The 17043-nt window shown below is 38.3% G+C and carries 16 protein-coding genes; 15 read left to right on the forward strand and 1 reads right to left on the reverse strand.

Annotated elements, in window-relative coordinates:
* The first annotated feature begins 339 nt into the window (after window positions 1-339).
* From HMPREF2634_RS10185 to HMPREF2634_RS04795, 6 genes are all read left to right on the forward strand, one after another.
* Window positions 340-633 (forward strand): hypothetical protein, encoded by a 294-nt coding sequence (locus tag HMPREF2634_RS10185; protein ID WP_232043644.1) that lies wholly within the window; start codon window positions 340-342, stop codon window positions 631-633.
* Window positions 634-687: 54 nt separating this feature from the next.
* Window positions 688-891 carry a hypothetical protein gene (locus tag HMPREF2634_RS04780; protein WP_051148118.1) on the forward strand — a complete coding sequence of 68 codons (204 nt, stop codon included), beginning with the start codon at window positions 688-690 and terminating at the stop codon, window positions 889-891.
* A 2-nt stretch (window positions 892-893) separates the two neighbouring features.
* The gene (locus HMPREF2634_RS10190) at window positions 894-1046 is read left to right on the forward strand and encodes a hypothetical protein (protein WP_232043643.1); all 153 of its coding nucleotides are present in this window, start codon (window positions 894-896) and stop codon (window positions 1044-1046) included.
* 57 nt (window positions 1047-1103) lie between these two features.
* Entirely contained in the window at window positions 1104-1379 is a 276-nt protein-coding gene (locus HMPREF2634_RS10195) for a hypothetical protein (RefSeq protein ID WP_021001849.1), read from the forward strand.
* Window positions 1369-2289 (forward strand): hypothetical protein, encoded by a 921-nt coding sequence (locus HMPREF2634_RS10200; RefSeq protein ID WP_235044310.1) that lies wholly within the window; start codon window positions 1369-1371, stop codon window positions 2287-2289. The genes HMPREF2634_RS10195 and HMPREF2634_RS10200 overlap by 11 nt, the downstream gene beginning before the upstream one ends.
* A gap of 382 nt (window positions 2290-2671) precedes the next feature.
* A complete protein-coding gene (locus tag HMPREF2634_RS04795) occupies window positions 2672-4363 on the forward strand; it encodes a phospho-sugar mutase (protein WP_021001847.1) in 1692 nt (563 codons plus the stop codon).
* Between the two features lie 53 nt (window positions 4364-4416).
* Here HMPREF2634_RS04795 and HMPREF2634_RS04800 read toward each other — a convergent pair whose 3' ends face one another.
* Window positions 4417-5385, reverse strand: coding sequence for an NAD(P)/FAD-dependent oxidoreductase (locus HMPREF2634_RS04800; protein ID WP_021001846.1), 969 nt, complete (start codon window positions 5383-5385; stop codon window positions 4417-4419).
* Window positions 5386-5511: 126 nt separating this feature from the next.
* On the opposite strand from HMPREF2634_RS04800, the gene HMPREF2634_RS04805 reads away from it, so the two are divergent.
* The 9 genes from HMPREF2634_RS04805 to HMPREF2634_RS04845 all read left to right on the forward strand — a co-directional run bounded on the left by HMPREF2634_RS04805 (window position 5512) and on the right by HMPREF2634_RS04845 (window position 17035).
* Window positions 5512-8055 (forward strand): M1 family metallopeptidase, encoded by a 2544-nt coding sequence (locus tag HMPREF2634_RS04805; protein ID WP_021001845.1) that lies wholly within the window; start codon window positions 5512-5514, stop codon window positions 8053-8055.
* 159 nt (window positions 8056-8214) lie between these two features.
* Complete coding sequence (locus tag HMPREF2634_RS04810; RefSeq protein WP_041784124.1) at window positions 8215-8958, forward strand: DeoR/GlpR family DNA-binding transcription regulator; 744 nt, start codon at window positions 8215-8217, stop codon at window positions 8956-8958.
* Window positions 8955-9866, forward strand: coding sequence for a 1-phosphofructokinase (gene pfkB, locus HMPREF2634_RS04815; RefSeq protein WP_070836363.1), 912 nt, complete (start codon window positions 8955-8957; stop codon window positions 9864-9866). The genes HMPREF2634_RS04810 and pfkB overlap by 4 nt, the downstream gene beginning before the upstream one ends.
* Window positions 9863-11812: a PTS fructose transporter subunit IIABC gene (locus HMPREF2634_RS04820; protein ID WP_021001842.1), complete on the forward strand. Its 1950-nt coding sequence runs from the start codon at window positions 9863-9865 to the stop codon at window positions 11810-11812. The genes pfkB and HMPREF2634_RS04820 overlap by 4 nt, the downstream gene beginning before the upstream one ends.
* A gap of 160 nt (window positions 11813-11972) precedes the next feature.
* Window positions 11973-12347 carry a DUF1149 family protein gene (locus HMPREF2634_RS04825; protein ID WP_003024043.1) on the forward strand — a complete coding sequence of 125 codons (375 nt, stop codon included), beginning with the start codon at window positions 11973-11975 and terminating at the stop codon, window positions 12345-12347.
* 3 nt (window positions 12348-12350) lie between these two features.
* On the forward strand, window positions 12351-13199 hold the full coding sequence (locus HMPREF2634_RS04830; RefSeq protein WP_021001841.1) for a DegV family protein: 849 nt from the start codon (window positions 12351-12353) through the stop codon (window positions 13197-13199).
* 10 nt (window positions 13200-13209) lie between these two features.
* A complete protein-coding gene (gene dapB, locus HMPREF2634_RS04835; RefSeq protein ID WP_021001840.1) occupies window positions 13210-13977 on the forward strand; it encodes a 4-hydroxy-tetrahydrodipicolinate reductase in 768 nt (255 codons plus the stop codon).
* Window positions 13974-15173, forward strand: coding sequence for a CCA tRNA nucleotidyltransferase (locus tag HMPREF2634_RS04840; RefSeq protein ID WP_070836365.1), 1200 nt, complete (start codon window positions 13974-13976; stop codon window positions 15171-15173). Before dapB ends, HMPREF2634_RS04840 begins: the two co-directional genes overlap by 4 nt.
* Window positions 15170-17035, forward strand: a complete 1866-nt coding sequence (locus HMPREF2634_RS04845; RefSeq protein WP_057489703.1) for an ABC-F family ATP-binding cassette domain-containing protein — start codon at window positions 15170-15172, stop codon at window positions 17033-17035. Before HMPREF2634_RS04840 ends, HMPREF2634_RS04845 begins: the two co-directional genes overlap by 4 nt.
* The last annotated feature ends 8 nt before the right edge of the window (window positions 17036-17043 follow it).

Genomic DNA, 17043 nt, shown 5'->3' on the forward strand with positions numbered 1-17043 from the left:
CTAAATGTGTCTACTTTTATAAGTATAATGCATAATAGTAAAAATGTGGAGGAGAATATGGAAAAGAGTACAGAAACTATTGAAGCTATTTTAGAGGCATATCAACAAGCTGATGATGATGCAACAGAAATTTTATCTTATATTTAATTCTATTTCTAAACCAGTGGAACTAAAAGAATCATCCTTACCCTCATTGGTTAAAAATCTCGAAAATAAGGAATCAGATGTTACAAAAAAATATATGAGTTATGCATCCATAGTCGGGGAACGGTCGCAGCAGCAGTAGGAACTTCGGTTACCACAGGAATGTTTTCCATCGGGCTAGCTACTGGAGGGACAATGGCAGTTGGCGGACTGGGATTAGGAATGATTACTGGATTAAATATTGTATCGATTCCAGCATTGGCATTGCCACTCGCATTAAAAATGTTAAGGAATGCAAAAGTAAAAAGATATCAAAAAGATAACCAAGAATCAATGAGGCAAAAGAAGAAACTTGAAGAAGGAAAAAAGAAACTTACCATTTGGATTTCTAATTTACAACAGCGTGTAACAGAATTAGATGAAATAATACATAAAGATATGAGTAATAAATTCACTGAATACAAAGAAAAAACAAAGAAATTTGCATAAGATATTTCAATACAGATTGATGATTTTCTTAATGTAGATGTAAATAAGAGAATTTTGAAATATAACGAAGTTATTTTGAAGCAGTATAAATTACAAAAAGACTTGGAAGAAAAAGTAGATTTTTTGTTTGATGCATATAATAAAATGCATACTGAAAACCAAGAGTTAGAAAGGCAGATAAATTGTTTAGTTAAACTCTTGAATGCTATAAATTGCCCAGCATCTGTAATCAATAAGGCCTTGAATGAGGAGACATAAATATGATTTCTTATAGAGAAAAAGAGATGATAATGGTCATGAAATTTATGGCTGATCATTCTAGTGATTTTGCAGAACAGCTTATGGATACTCATAAGAAGATGACTGGTAGCGAAGCGGTTGTCGAATCAATTAATATACTTCCTGAGATATAGAATTATGCCTCTTTAGTAGAGTATGTTAACAGCCAAGGGTATGATACGATTTTAAGAATGGAAGATTTGTTATCTGAGGAGGATCTGGCTCAACTTGAGAAAGAATACGATGATAATGAAAGTGAGTTCAAAAGTCAAACAGGTTTGAATAAAACTGATGCTCTTTTTATTCTTATTGCAGTAGTATTGCAAATGATTCGTCAATTCTTACAACCCTCTGTTAATTTTGATTTGTTCAAAAATAAGAAGGATAGACCGTCACACAATACTACCGCTGATGAGGCTAAGAAATCTGTATATGATAAAGACAAAAGCAAGTACTATGAAGAATAAGGCGGAGAGCGACAAAACAAAGGGCTCAAGATATTATCATGCCTCACTTCAAGAAATAGCAGATATAAATCATGTTCCATACGATGTGGTGAGTGGTACAAGAAAATTTAATGTGAAGCTTAGCGGAACGAATCATAGAGCCAAGACATTAGGACATGATCCTTGGTTGGGTTATTTATTTGGAACTTGTAATATTTTAACAAATACTATGTCACTTGGAAAAGACAATGCATTTCGTACATTACATGTAGGAAAGGACACATCGGGTAAGCCAGCTGCTATAGTTGAGGCAAATCCGATAAAGATGTTTGAATATACGGTAAAAAGATATAAAAAATCAAAGGCAACAATAGGTCTAGCATTTATTAAGCAAGCCTACCATATTAAATCTGACGAGTATTCGAAAGAAGGATTAAGCTTACCATTTTTGCAGTTGTTGGTAGATTCGGATATTATCAAGGAATTATGTGAGTCAGGAATAGACTATGCGAAATTGGATTTTTGGGGATCAGTCGGAGTTCAGATAGCATTAGCAGAGATGATTAATTACGTAATTTCTGTTGCTCACAGAATTACGATTATTTGCGAAGAAAATAAAAAGAATAACGAAACGATAACTAAAGATCAGTTACTTCAATCACTAAAGAAAAATGTAACTTTACATGAAGTGAGAACAAGAAAAGTTATTATAATTTCTGAAAGCATAGCGTCTTTGGTAAATGCTGGTATTGTACTTATTACAGTAAAGAGAGGAGCTGGAGATTTGGTGAAAAAGGTTGATATTGGGGGATATATTTCAACTATTTTTCACTTGTTTAATGATATTAGATTTATTACAAAAATAAAAAAAGATTTTATTGCAAAAGCTATTGAAGAAAATTATCAAGACAAATTAGTACAAGTTAAGTAGTTTCTAATATGTCTCCTGTAATATTGCTACTATGATATCAAGCTTTAGCAGGAACCAGACTATGAATTCGAGAAAGTTCATCCTGCAGTCTTGTTTTTACATGCGCATTACGTTGAGTCTGTTGATCTATTATCTAAGCTAGATGTTGCTTATCAGGATATTCTTGCATTAGATGAGAATGATATTCAATTTATTGATTAAAATTTACCTAATCAACAATCACCCACAGAGAGATAAAATCTGTGAAGTTTACATATAAATAACTGTTTTAAACAAAAAACTGCAAGCGTTTTAAAGAAAAATTGGAAAAAGGATTGATAAAAACGAAAAGGTAGTATAGAATGGAATTATTGAGAAATAATATATTAAAAGGAGTCGTTATATGGACTACAAAGAAGTTTATGAACAATGGCTAAACAATGATTTTTTCGATGAAGAAACAAAAGCTGATTTGTTATCTATTAAGGATGATGAAGCTGAAATTGAAGATCGATTTTATAAGGGACTTGAATTTGGAACAGCTGGTCTTCGTGGGAAATTGGGTGCTGGTACCAACCGCATGAATAAATATATGGTAGGAAAAGCAGCACAAGCATTGGCTGAAACACTAAAAGATCATGGTGAAGAGGCTGTTAAAAGAGGTGTTGCAATCAGCTATGATGTTAGATACAAATCAAAAGAATTTGCTGAACTAACATGCTCTATTATGGCTGCACACGGAATCAAAACATATATTTACAATGGCATTCATCCTACGCCAATGTGCTCGTATGCAATTAGAAAATTGCACTGTAAAGCAGGAGTTATGGTAACGGCTAGCCATAATCCACAAGAATACAATGGCTATAAAGCGTATTGGGAAGAAGGTTCACAGATTTTAGATGATATTGCAGGACAAATTGCAGGTCATATGGATGAAATTGTGAATTTTGAAGACATCAAATCCATTCCTTTTGAAGAAGCCTTGGAAAGCGGTCTTGCAAATTATATTGATCCATCTGTCGAAGAAGATTACTACCACGAAGTTCTCAATCTAACAATCAATGAAGATGTTGATAAATCTATCAAGGTTGGCTATACGCCTTTGAATGGTACAGGAAATATTCCGGTTAGAGAAATTTTAAAAAGAAGAGGATTTGAAAATATCTATGTCGTAAAGGAACAAGAATTTCCTGATCCAGATTTTACAACAGTTGGTTATCCCAATCCAGAATTTCCAAAAGCATTTGCCTATTCTGAAAAGCTTGGAAAAGAAAATAATTGTGATATTTTGATTGCCAATGACCCAGACTGCGATCGTGTTGCGCTGGAAGTAAGAAATGCAAACGGTGATTATGTCTTTTTAAACGGAAATAAGATTGGTGCTTTGCTTTCTTATTATATTTTCTCACAACGTTCTGCTCTCAATATTTTACCTGAAAATCCTGTCATGGTGAAATCTATTGTTACAGGTGATTTATCTAGAGCGATTGCGAAGAAATATGGTATTGAAACAGTAGAAACCCTGACTGGATTTAAAAATATTTGTGGCAAAGCCAACGAATATGATCGTACTAAAGAAAAAACGTATGTTTTCGGTTACGAAGAAAGTATCGGTTTCTGTTATGGAACATTTGTTAGAGATAAAGATGCTGTCAGTGCTTCTATGATGATCGTGGAGATGGCTGCTTACTTTAAGAAACAGGGTAAGACTCTGTTAGATGTTTTAAATGATATTTATGCAGAATTTGGTTTCTATAATGAAAGACAAGTTTCTCTTGAGTTAGAAGGTGTAGAAGGTCAAGAGAGAATCGCTCGAATGATGGAAGAATTTAGAGAACATCCGTTGACAACAATTGGAGCAATGGAACTTGAAAAAGTGATTGACTTTAAAGATGGCTATCTTGATTTTCCAAAACAAAACTGCTTGAAATATTACTTTAAAGATGGTTCATGGTATGCACTCAGACCGTCAGGGACCGAACCTAAAATCAAACTATACATCTATTCAATTGGTAAAGACGAAAAGGAAAGTGTTGAAAAACTTGACCTCATCGAAAAGGCTTGCCGAGAAAAAATGGATAGTGTGAAATAAGCACATATAAAAACATGAGGTTCTTCAAAAGAGAACCTCATGTTTTTTGCTTTTTAAAGACTGGTCGAATGTTTTGGCTGTATTTTTTGGTCGGGATAGATATAATTCATGGCGTTGTTGATAGCTGTAGGAGCTTCACCTAGCCCTGTGGCTATCAAGTCAATCTTTCCATCATAGCTACAGCAATCTCCAGCAGCATAGATACCTGCGACAGAAGTTTCTTGTTTGCTATTCACAATAATCTTGTGACGATTGAGCTCTAGTCCCCATTTTTTTAAGTTTCCAACAGATGATTTGAAGCCATAATTGACAAAAAGTTGGTCAAGTGGCAATATTTCTGTCTTATCGCTTTTTACTTTAGTGATTTCAAGATGAGTAAGTTTGTTTCCTTCACCGATAAGCTTGCTTGGAATAAATGGTGTTTTAATCGTGACAGTAGAAGCTTTTAGTTCATTGACACTGTGCTCTAAAGCACGGAAATTATCCCTGCGGTGAATGATGCTGGTCGGTGCAATCTTATCAAAAGCTATTGCCCAATCAACAGCAGAGTCGCCACCGCCTAGAACAATAATATTTTGCCCAGCATATTGATTGATATTTGATACGTGATAGTGAATGTTTTCAAATTGGTCTACATTTTCTAGTTCAAGCGGACGTGGTTTAAAGGCACCACCTCCCATAGCAATCAAAATGGCTTTTGAGATATGTTTCCCTTTGCTAGTTGTTAAGGTAAATAATTCATCGTTTTTTTCAATATCTAATACAGTCTCATTGAGATGTATGCTTGTTTCAAATGTTTTTACTTGATCAATCAAACGCTCAACCAATTCTTCTCCTGTTAGATTGGTAAAACCAGGAACATCCAGAATTTTCTTTTCAGGATAGAGAATAGCTGGCTGTCCACCGAGCTGAGGTAGCGAATCAATCAAATTCACTTTTGCTTGACGCATGTGAGCATAAAAAGCAGCAAAAAGACCCACAGGCCCCCCACCAACAATCGTAATATCAAAAATTTCAGACATGATTTCTCCTTAAAATAGTAACGTATTTCTATTTTATCACAAAATGAGGAAAACGATAGAGAAATTGTGTTAGGACACGTGAATTATGTTACAATAGTTACAGATTATATTATTAAGGAGATATACATGCAAGCAGTTGCACATTTTATTGAAACATTTGTTCCAGAACATTATGATATTTTTTTAGATTTGAATCGGGGGCAAAAAACATTCACAGGTAAGGTCAGCATTAGCGGAGAAGCAAAAGGTGAAAAAATTTCTCTTCATCAGAAGGATTTGACAATCCAGTCCGTTGAGGTAGCTGGCGAAGCTCGTCCTTTCTCTGTAGATAATGAAAATGAAGCAGTTTACGTTGAGCTTGGTCAAGCAGGAGTTGTTGAAGTAACGCTGACTTATACAGGTAAAATTACAGATAATATGACAGGGATTTATCCTTCTTACTATACTGTTGATGGAGTCAAAAAAGAAGTTCTTTCTACTCAATTTGAAAGTCATTTTGCACGTGAAGCCTTTCCAAGTGTAGATGAGCCAGAAGCAAAAGCTACATTTGACCTTTCTTTGAAATTTGACCAAGAAGCAGGAGAAATCGCACTTTCAAACATGCCAGAAGTTGATGTAGAAAATCGAAAAGCAACTGGCATCTGGAAGTTTGCAACGACTCCTCGCATGTCGTCTTATCTTTTGGCGTTCGCGGCTGGTGATTTACAGGGTGTTACAGCAAAAACGAAGAATGGTACCTTGGTCGGCGTGTACTCTACCAAAGCTCACCCTGTTTCAAATTTGGAATTTGCTTTAGATATTGCAGTTCGCTCTATTGATTTTTATGAAGAATACTACGGAGTAAAATATCCGATTCCTCAATCTCTGCATGTAGCTTTGCCAGACTTTTCTGCAGGAGCTATGGAAAATTGGGGCTTGGTCACTTATCGTGAAGTTTATCTTTTAGTAGATGAAAATTCAACTGTTACAAGCCGTCAGCAAGTAGCTCTTGTGATTGCTCACGAATTGGCTCACCAATGGTTTGGTAATTTGGTTACAATGAAATGGTGGGATGACCTTTGGCTCAATGAAAGTTTTGCTAATATGATGGAATATGTCTGTGTGAACGCTATTGAGCCGACTTGGAACATTTTTGAGGACTTCCAAACAAGTGGCGTTCCTCTGGCTCTAAAACGGGATGCGACTGACGGTGTTCAATCTGTCCATGTGGAAGTAAAACATCCAGACGAAATCAATACCTTGTTTGACCCAGCAATTGTCTATGCCAAAGGAAGTCGTCTCATGCACATGCTTCGTCGTTGGTTAGGAGATGAAGCTTTTGCAAAAGGTTTGAATGCTTATTTTGCTAAACACCAATACAGTAATACGATTGGTCGTGACTTGTGGAATGCTCTCGGTGCAGCTTCAGGACGTGATGTGGCAGCCTTTATGGATTCGTGGCTAGAACAACCAGGCTATCCTGTTTTGACAGCGATTGTGGAAAATGACACTCTCAAAATTTCTCAAAAACAATTCTTTATTGGTGAAAAAGAAGAAAAAGGTCGTCTATGGGTTGTACCATTGAATAGTAATTGGACTGGTATTCCAGATACTTTAGAAACCGAAACGCTTGAAATTCCAAATTATGCAGCTCTGGCAGCGCAAAATGAAGGAGCACTTCGTTTCAATACAGAAAATACGGCGCATTACATTACTGATTATCAAGGGGAATTGTTGGATAATATTTTAGCAACTATTACGGACTTGGATAATACAAGTAAGTTGCAAGTGGTGCAAGAACGTCGTTTGTTGGCTGAAGCTGGTTTCGTTTCATTTGCAGACTTGATTCCAGTGGTTAAAAAATTGACCAATGAAAGATCTTATCTTGTAGTATCTGCAGTGAAGTCTGTGCTAACTAGTTTGAAGACTTTTGTGGACGAAGGGACAGAAACAGAGGCAGCCTTTAAAAAATTACTCGTTAAGCTGAATCAAGCTAACTTTGACCGACTTGGTTTTGAAGCGAAAGACGGTGAAACAGATGAAGATGAATTGGTACGTCAAATCGTTGTGGCAAATATGATTGCAGCTGATGATGAACAAGCGAGCCAAAAAGCGAGCCAAATCTTTGAAACCTACCAAGAAAACATGGAAAAACTTCCAGCAGCCACTCGCTTGCAAATTTTGATTAACCAAATCAAACACCATGAGACAAAAGAATTGACCGATCAATATCTATCAACCTACATTACAACGGTTGACGGTAACTTCCAACGTCAATTGGCTTCTGCTCTATCTTATACGAAGAATGAAGCAACTCTAGCGCATCTTTTAGAAGAATGGAAAAATAAAGATGTTGTGAAACCACAGGATTTAGCAATGAGTTGGTATTTTACTTTCTTACAACATGATTTCACACAAGGAACTGTCTGGACCTGGGCGCGTGACAATTGGGATTGGATTAAGGCAGCTCTTGGCGGAGATATGAGCTTTGACAAATTTGTCATTTATCCAGCAAATATCTTTAAAACGCGTGAACGCTTGGCAGAATACAAGGCCTTCTTTGAACCACAATTATCTGATTTGGCAATTAGCCGTAACATCAGCATGGGAATCAAAGAAATTTCCGCTCGTATTGATTTGATTGACAAAGAAAAAGCAGCTGTTGAAGCAGCAATCAAAGCTACAGTATAACAGTATAGAAAAGAAAAGGTTGAATGCGAATTTCAGCCTTTTCTTATTGCATTTTGCTGTTTTATTAAAAAAGTGATAGTTTTTGAAAGAAAATGCTTGACTTTGAAATGAATTGGTGTATAATAAATCTGTAAACGATTGCAGGAAGAGGTGAGGTCTATCTTAAAATCAGAACGCAAACAGGTAATTTTAGAGGAAATCAATCATCATCAAGTTGTTTCTCTGGATAGCTTAGTTCGTTTGTTAAATACGTCTGAATCAACAGTTCGTAGAGATTTAGACGAATTGGAAGATGAAAGAAAGCTGCGCCGGATTCACGGTGGAGCAGAAAGCATTCATTTCCTTCAAGAGGAAGAAAGCAATCAAGAAAAATCTATCAAAAACGTTCAAGATAAATTGCGAATTGCTCAAAAAGCGGCGGAATTGATACAAGAACAGGATGTTATTTTTATTGATGCTGGAACGACAAATGAATTGTTAATCAATGAGCTTTCAAGCAAACATATGACGGTTGTAACCAACTCCATTCACCATGCTACAAAGTTAGTTGAGAAAAACATTCCAACGGTTATTATCGGAGGAGTTGTCAAAAGCTCAACAGATGCTAGTATCGGTGGTGTTGCTTTGAACCAAATCGGTCAGTTGAATTTCAATAAAGCTTTTATTGGTATGAATGGAATTGATGAAAATTTCTATACAACGCCTGATATGGACGAAGGAGCAGTCAAGCGAGCGATTCTTGAAAACGCCAAGCAGACCTACATCTTAGCTGATGCTTCAAAAATCGGTCATTCCTCTTTCGTGAAAGTCGCCCCTATCAAACGTGCTAGCATTATTACGAGTGCATGTGCCAATGAGCAATTGGAAAAGATAAAAGAAAAAACGGAGGTTATTGAAGTATGATTTATACTGTTACGCTTAACCCTTCTATTGACTATATTGTTCGTTTGGATAAGGTCAATGTTGGAAGCGTGAATCGTATGGAAAGCGATGATAAATTTGCTGGTGGCAAAGGCATCAATGTCAGTCGTGTGCTCAAACGTTTGGGAATTGATAACACAGCGACTGGCTTTATAGGTGGTTTTACTGGAAAATTTATTACTGATACCTTGGAAAATGAAGCGATTGCGACTAATTTTGTTCAAGTGTTAGAGGATACGCGTATCAACGTCAAGATTAAAGCAGATGCTGAGACAGAAATCAATGGAACGGGTCCGACCGTCTCACCAGAGCGATTGGCAGCATTAAAAGATATTCTTTCAGGGCTGTCAGAGAAAGATACAGTTGTCTTTGCAGGGTCAAGCAATAAAAATTTAGGAAATATCGTCTACAAAGAGTTAATTAGCCTGACGAGACAAACTGGAGCACAAGTCGTTTGTGATTTCGAGGGACAAACACTTATTGATTCACTGGAATTTCAGCCATTATTGGTCAAACCAAACAATCATGAACTGGGTGATATTTTCGGAGTGAAGCTGGAAAAGCTGGATGAGATTGAGAAATATGCTCGTGAAATTCTAGCCAAGGGAGCCCAACATGTCATTATTTCTATGGCAGGTGACGGTGCCTTGCTGGTGACTCAGGACGGAGCATATTTTGCAAAGCCAATCAAAGGAATCGTAAAAAATTCTGTTGGGGCTGGTGACTCAATGGTTGCAGGCTTTACTGGTGAATTTGTTCGTTCAGGAAATGCTGTTGAAGCTTTTAAGTGGGGAGTAGCTTGCGGAACTGCAACAACCTTCTCTGATGATTTGGCGACAGCCGATTTCATTAATAAAACGTATGAAAAAGTAGAGGTAGAAAAAATATGAAGATTCAGGACTTACTGAGAAAAGATGTAATGTTGCTTGATTTACAAGCGACTGGAAAAACAGCTGCTATTGATGAAATGGTTCATTGTTTAGTTGACCGTGGTTATGTGACAGATTTTGAAACATTCAAAGAAGGAATCTTGGCTCGTGAAGCTTTAACGTCAACAGGCTTGGGCGACGGGATTGCCATGCCACACAGTAAAAATGCGGCAGTCAAAGAAGCAACCGTTCTTTTTGCAAAATCAAACAAAGGTGTGGATTATGAAAGTTTAGACGGGCAACCGACAGATTTGTTCTTCATGATTGCTGCACCAGAAGGAGCGAACGATACTCACTTGGCTGCACTTGCAGAATTGTCACAGTACCTGATGAAAGATGGATTTGCAGACAAACTTCGTCAAGTAACTTCACCAGATGAAGTGATTGCATTATTTGACCAAGCATCTGAAAAAGCAGCAGAACCTACAACGGTAGCACCGGCAACCAAAGATGGTGATTTCCTTGTTGCGGTAACAGCATGTACAACGGGAATTGCACATACTTATATGGCGCAAGAAGCTCTTCAAAAGGTAGCGGCTGAAATGGGAGTTGGTATCAAGGTTGAAACCAACGGTGCTAGTGGTATCGGAAACAAACTGACCGCAGAAGATATTCAAAAAGCAAAAGCGGTTATTATTGCGGCTGATAAAGCTGTGGAAATGGATCGATTTGACGGCAAGCCATTGATTAACCGCCCAGTTGCTGACGGTATTCGTAAGACAGAAGAGTTGATTAACTTGGCATTGTCAGGAAAAGCAGAAGTATATCATGCAGCCAATAAAGCAGCTGCGTCCTCTTCAGCGAATGCAGCAGGCGGTTTCTACAAACACTTAATGAGTGGTGTTAGCCAAATGCTTCCATTCGTTATTGGCGGTGGTATCATGATTGCGGTGGCATTCTTGATTGACCAAGCAATGGGAGTACCAAAAGATCAATTGGCAAATCTCGGTACTTATCATGAGTTGGCAGCTATGTTTAAGAATATTGGTGGCTTGGCCTTTGGCTTTATGCTTCCTGTACTTGCTGGTTATATCGCTTATTCTATTGCTGAAAAACCAGGTTTAGCGCCAGGTTTTGTAGCAGGTAGTATGGCTTCAGCAGGTCTTGCTTTTGGTAAAATTCCATTTGCAGAAGGTGGGAAAGCAACTCTTGCACTTGCTGGTGTACCTTCTGGTTTCCTTGGAGCCCTAGTGGGTGGTTTCCTTGCAGGTTACGTTGTAAACTTCCTTAAAAAAGCCTTGAGTGGTCTTCCAAAATCGCTTGAGGGTATCAAGTCCATTCTACTTTATCCATTGTTGGGAACCTTGCTAACTGGCTTCTTGATGTTGTTGGTGAATATTCCAATGGCAGCTATCAATACTGGCTTGAATAGTTTCCTAGAAGGCTTATCTGGTAGTTCAGCTGTCCTCCTTGGACTCGTTGTAGGTGGTATGATGGCTATTGATATGGGCGGTCCCTTCAACAAAGCGGCTTATATCTTTGGTACAGGAACTCTTGCAGCAACTGTTTCAACAGGTGGTTCAGTTGTAATGGCAGCGGTTATGGCTGGTGGTATGGTTCCACCTCTTGCAGTCTTTGTCGCAACCCTTCTATTCAAAGATAAATTCACTGAAGAAGAACGCAATTCAGGCTTGACAAACATTGTTATGGGACTATCCTTCATCACTGAAGGTGCTATTCCATTTGGTGCTGCTGACCCTGCCCGTGCCATTCCAAGCTTTATGGTTGGTTCAGCTTTAGCAGGCGCACTTGTCGGCATGGCTGGTATTAAACTCATGGCACCGCACGGAGGTATCTTCGTTATTGCACTTACTTCAAATGCCCTTCTCTATATCATCTTCATCTTGATTGGCGCAATTGTAAGTGGTGTGTTATTCGGAGCACTTCGTAAACCATTGAATAAATAATGATGAGTTTCATCGTTCTAGGAGTTGGAGAATAATTCTCTAGCTTCTTTTTTAATCTAAAAGAAACATTGAAAGGAGATGATTTTCATACTGATTAAAATAGTCAGGCGCTGGAAAATATGTTATAATTTTAATAACGCATATTTTGAGGAGAAATGAAATGGAATTACAACGCGAAAAAGAATTTGTCAGTCAATATCACTATGATGCACGTAATTTAGAGTGGGAAAAAGAAAACGGAACCCCAGAAACAAAAGTGGATGTCAATTTTCAATTGTTAAATCAAGATCAAGAAGGACAAGTAACTTCTATCGTTGTAATTGTGAGTTTTATGATTGTCTTTGATGCTTTTGTAATTAGTGGAACAATTTCACAAGTCAACCATATCATGGGACAAATTGTCAATGAGCCAAGTGAATTTGAGCAGGACGAAGTGGAACAACTAGCTCGTCCAAGTTTGTCCGTCTTAAATCGTTTGACCTATGAAGTAACAGAAATCGCCTTGGATTTGCCAGGTATCAATTTGGAGTTTTAATGCATGAAATTAGCCGTAATTACTGATTCGTCAGCATATTTGGATAGCAAAGTCATCGAAAATGAGCATTTATTTGTCTTAGATATTCCCGTTAGTATCGACGGGATTGAGTACATCGAAGGAAAGAATCTTTCTGCTAGCGAATTTTATCAAAAAATGGCAGCCTCTAGTGAATTACCAAAGACTAGCCAACCGAGTATCGCCAGCTTAGTGAACACTCTGTCTTTAGTAGAAGGGCAAGGTTATACTCATGTTATTGGTCTGTTTTTATCGAGTGGCATTTCTGGCTTTTATCAAAATATCCAGTATTTGAAAGATGAATTTCCAAGTTTAGAAATTGCTTTTCCAGATTCAAAAATCACAAGTGCGCCGCTTGGAATGATGGTGGAGCATATTTTAAACTGGGCTGAACAAGGATTAGCGTTTGAGCAAATTCTGAGCAATCTTGACGTTCAAATCAAGGGAATTGGTGCCTTCATCATGGTAGATGACTTAAATCATTTGGTGAAAGGCGGTCGTTTGTCGAATGGCGCTGCAATTCTGGGAAACTTGCTCAGTATCAAACCAATTCTTTACTTTAATGAAGAGGGCGTCATTGAGGTTTATGAAAAGATTCGTACCGAGAAAAAAGCTACGAAACGCCTGATTGAGATTGTCAAAGAGCAAACTGCACAAGGAAATTACCAAGTGATGATTATTCATGGAAATGCACTGGAAAAAGCAGAACATTTACATCAATTATTGTTAGAAGATGGTGTTTCTGGAGAGATTCCGATTGCGACATTTGGTAGTGTGATTGGAACTCACTTGGGTGCTGGAAGTATTGCCTTAGCCTATATTCCGATTATTTAAGGAGGATTCCATGAGTATAAAGGTCATTATTGCTGGTTTCAAAGGAAAAATGGGACAAGCTGCTTATAACATGGTGACAGAAGATCCTGCATTAGAGCTCGTTGGATTGCTTGACCCACTTACTCCAGAAAAAGAAGTAGCTGGTGTTCCCGTTTTTAATCAGAAAGAAGATTTGAGTGGCATAGAAGCGGATGTATGGGTTGATTTTACAACTCCTAAAGTGGCGTATGAAAATACTCGTTTTGCATTAGAGCATGGTTTTGCACCTGTGGTCGGAACGACTGGATTTACATCGGATGAAATCAAAGAGTTAGTTGAGTTTTCTCGTCAAAAAGAGCTAGGAGGCTTGATTGCTCCTAATTTTGCTGTGGGAGCGGTTCTTTTGATGCAATTTGCAACGCAAGCAGCTAAATATTTTCCAGATGTGGAAATCATTGAATTACATCATGATCAGAAAAAGGATGCGCCGAGCGGCACAGCGATTAAAACAGCTGAATTGATCAGCAAGGTTCGCCCCAAGAAGCATCAAGGTGCAATGGACGAAAAAGAGTTATTACAAGGAGCACGTGGTGCAGAAATGGACGGCATGCGCATTCATTCGGTTCGTTTACCAGGATTGGTGGCTCATCAAGAAGTCATCTTTGGCGGTCAAGGTGAAGGACTGACACTTCGTCATGATTCGTACGATCGTAAGTCTTTCATGACGGGGGTGAATTTAGGTATTAAGGAAGTGGTCAAGAAAAAAGAGCTTGTCTACGGATTGGAATATTTGTTATGAGATTAAAAAATCTGCCTTCTGAATTTCAGGAGGCTTTACCAGTATTAAAGAAGATTAAGAATGCCGGTTTTGAGGCGTACTTTGTCGGTGGTTCAGTCCGCGATGCTTTATTGAATCGACCGATTCATGATGTGGATATTGCGAGTTCTAGTTATCCAGAAGAAACCAAACGTATTTTTGAGCGAACGATTGATGTCGGTATTGAGCATGGGACAGTTTTAGTCTTAGAAGATAATCATGAATACGAAGTGACGACTTTTCGGACAGAGGATATCTATGTAGATTATCGCAGACCGAGCCATGTCACGTTTGTTCGTTCTCTCGAAGAAGATTTAAAACGGCGCGATTTCACGATCAATGCTTTGGCTTTGGATGAAGCAAGGAATGTGATTGATTTATTTGAAGGGTTAGCTGATTTAGAAAATCAGATCTTACGTGCTGTAGGAATACCTTCGGAACGTTTCAACGAAGACGCCTTGCGCATTATGCGAGGATTTCGTTTTCAGGCAGCTTTAGGGTTTGATTTGGACACAGATACATTTCAGGCTATGAAACTGTGTGCACCACTATTAGAAAAAATTTCTGTAGAGCGGACTTTCATTGAATTTGACAAACTACTGACAGCGTCTTATTGGCGTAAAGGATTGAAAAGTCTGCTTGCCAGTGGTGCAACAGACTATTTGCCTGACATGCGCAGCAGCCAATCTCAGTTGGAAAAGATGTTTGATGTTAAAGCAGATTTTCAATTTACGAGTTCAGAGCAAGCTTGGGCTACTCTTTTAATGACTCTTCAAGTAAAAAATGTTAAAAAATTCCTCAAGCATTGGAAAACTTCAAATGAATTTCAAAAGCGCGTAGAGCAAATTGTCACGATTTATAATATTCGCCAAAGGCATTTTCTGGATAAGGAAGAATGCTATCGTTTTGAACTGGACCTGATGATACAAGCAGAAGAAATTCGTCAAGCACAGGGATTAGCTGTTGATTTTGAAAAGATTCATTCTACTTATGATTCACTAACGATTCATGATAAACATGAAATTGTCGTCAATGGTGGTCTGTTAATCAAAGAATTTGGCTTTAAGCCGGGTCCTGCTTTAGGACAGCTCTTGACTGAGATCGAGACAGCTATTGTGAATGGTACCTTGGACAACCGTCTGGAGGCTATTTTGGCTTTTGTAGAGGAGAGAAGATGAGTGACTTTATTGTTGAAAAGTTGACTAAAACGGTGGGAGATAAGACTGTTTTTAAAAATATTTCCTTTATTATTCATGGTTTGGATCGGATTGGCTTGATTGGGGTTAATGGAACTGGAAAAACGACCCTTTTGAATGTTCTGTCTGGAAAATCTGGATTTGATGGGGACGTTAATCCTTTTTCAGCTAAATCGGGCTATAAGATTGGCTACTTAACCCAAGAACCGCACTTTGATGACGACAAAACGGTACTAGATACGGTTTTATCAAGCAATCTGCGAGAAATGCAGCTCATTCGTGAGTATGAGTTATTGCTGTCTAACTATGATGAAAGCAATCAATCTCGTTTAGAGAAGATTATGGCTGAAATGGATGCTCTTCAAGCATGGGAAATTGAAAGTCAAGTTAAGACCGTTTTGTCTAAGCTGGGTTTGACCGACTTATCTGCTAAGGTCGGCGACCTGTCAGGTGGTTTGCGACGCCGAGTGCAATTGGCGCAAGTCTTGTTAGGAGACGATGACTTATTGCTCCTTGATGAGCCGACCAACCATTTGGATATTGATAGTATCGAATGGCTGACGAATTTTTTGAAAAATTCCCAAAAGACAGTTCTTTTTATTACCCATGACCGCTATTTTTTAGACCATGTTTCGACGCGGATTTTTGAATTGGACAGCGGAGATTTGCTTGAATATCAAGGAAATTATCAAGATTACGTCCGTTTGAAAGCAGAACAAGACGAGCGAGATGCTGCCTTTCTCCATAAAAAACAACAGCTTTATAAGCAGGAATTGTCCTGGATGCGTCGCCAGCCACAGGCTAGAGCAACCAAGCAGCAAGCTCGAATCAATCGTTTTCAAGATTTGAAAAAGGATTTGTCTGATCAAGCGACTCAGAAAGACTTAGAAATGAATTTCGAAACCAGTCGTATTGGGAAGAAAGTGATTGAATTTAAAGATGTGGGCTTTGCTTATGGTGACAAGAAGATTCTTTCTCATTTCAATTTGTTAGTTCAAAATAAAGATCGGATTGGGATTGTGGGGGATAATGGTGTTGGAAAATCCACCTTGCTCAATCTAATTGCTGGGAAATTAGCACCTCAATCTGGTCAACTGACCATTGGTGAGACAGTTCGTGTGGCTTATTTCTCACAGCAAATTGAAGGGTTGAATGAGTCCAAACGCGTTATCAATTTCTTGCAGGAGGTCGCAGAAGAAGTTAAGACATCTGCGGGGACGACATCAATTGCCGAACTCTTGGAACAATTTCTCTTTCCTCGTTCCACTCATGGAACTTTGATTGAAAAATTATCCGGAGGAGAGAAAAAGCGGCTCTATCTTCTCAAGTTATTATTGGAAAAGCCGAATGTTTTGCTGTTGGATGAGCCGACTAATGACTTAGATATTGCGACATTAACGGTGCTGGAAAACTTTTTGCAAAGCTTTGCCGGCCCAGTTATGACTGTTAGTCACGATCGGTATTTCCTTGATAAAGTAGCAGATAAGATTTTAGCCTTTGAAGAGGGAACTATCAGAGAATACTTCGGGAATTACACGGATTATTTAGATGAAAAAGCTTTTGAGCTAGAGAGCTCTGCCATTTCCCAAAAGTCGGAAAAGGAAAAAGTAGCTAAAGTGCGAGAAGAAAAGAAGCGCTTAAGCTACTTTGAAAAACAGGAGTGGGAGTCTATTGAGGGAGATATAGAGAAGCTTGAGGAGGACATTGCAGCTATTGAGCGGGAAATGCAGGAATATGCTTCGGACTTCGGTCGGCTCGCTGAACTCCAAAAAGAGTTGGATGGCAAAAACGATTTACTTTTGGAGAAATATGAGCGCTATGAATACTTGAGCGAGTTAGTATAGAATTGACT

The organism is Streptococcus sp. HMSC034B03 (assembly GCF_001838575.1).
Classification (GTDB): Bacteria; Bacillota; Bacilli; order Lactobacillales; family Streptococcaceae; genus Streptococcus; species Streptococcus anginosus.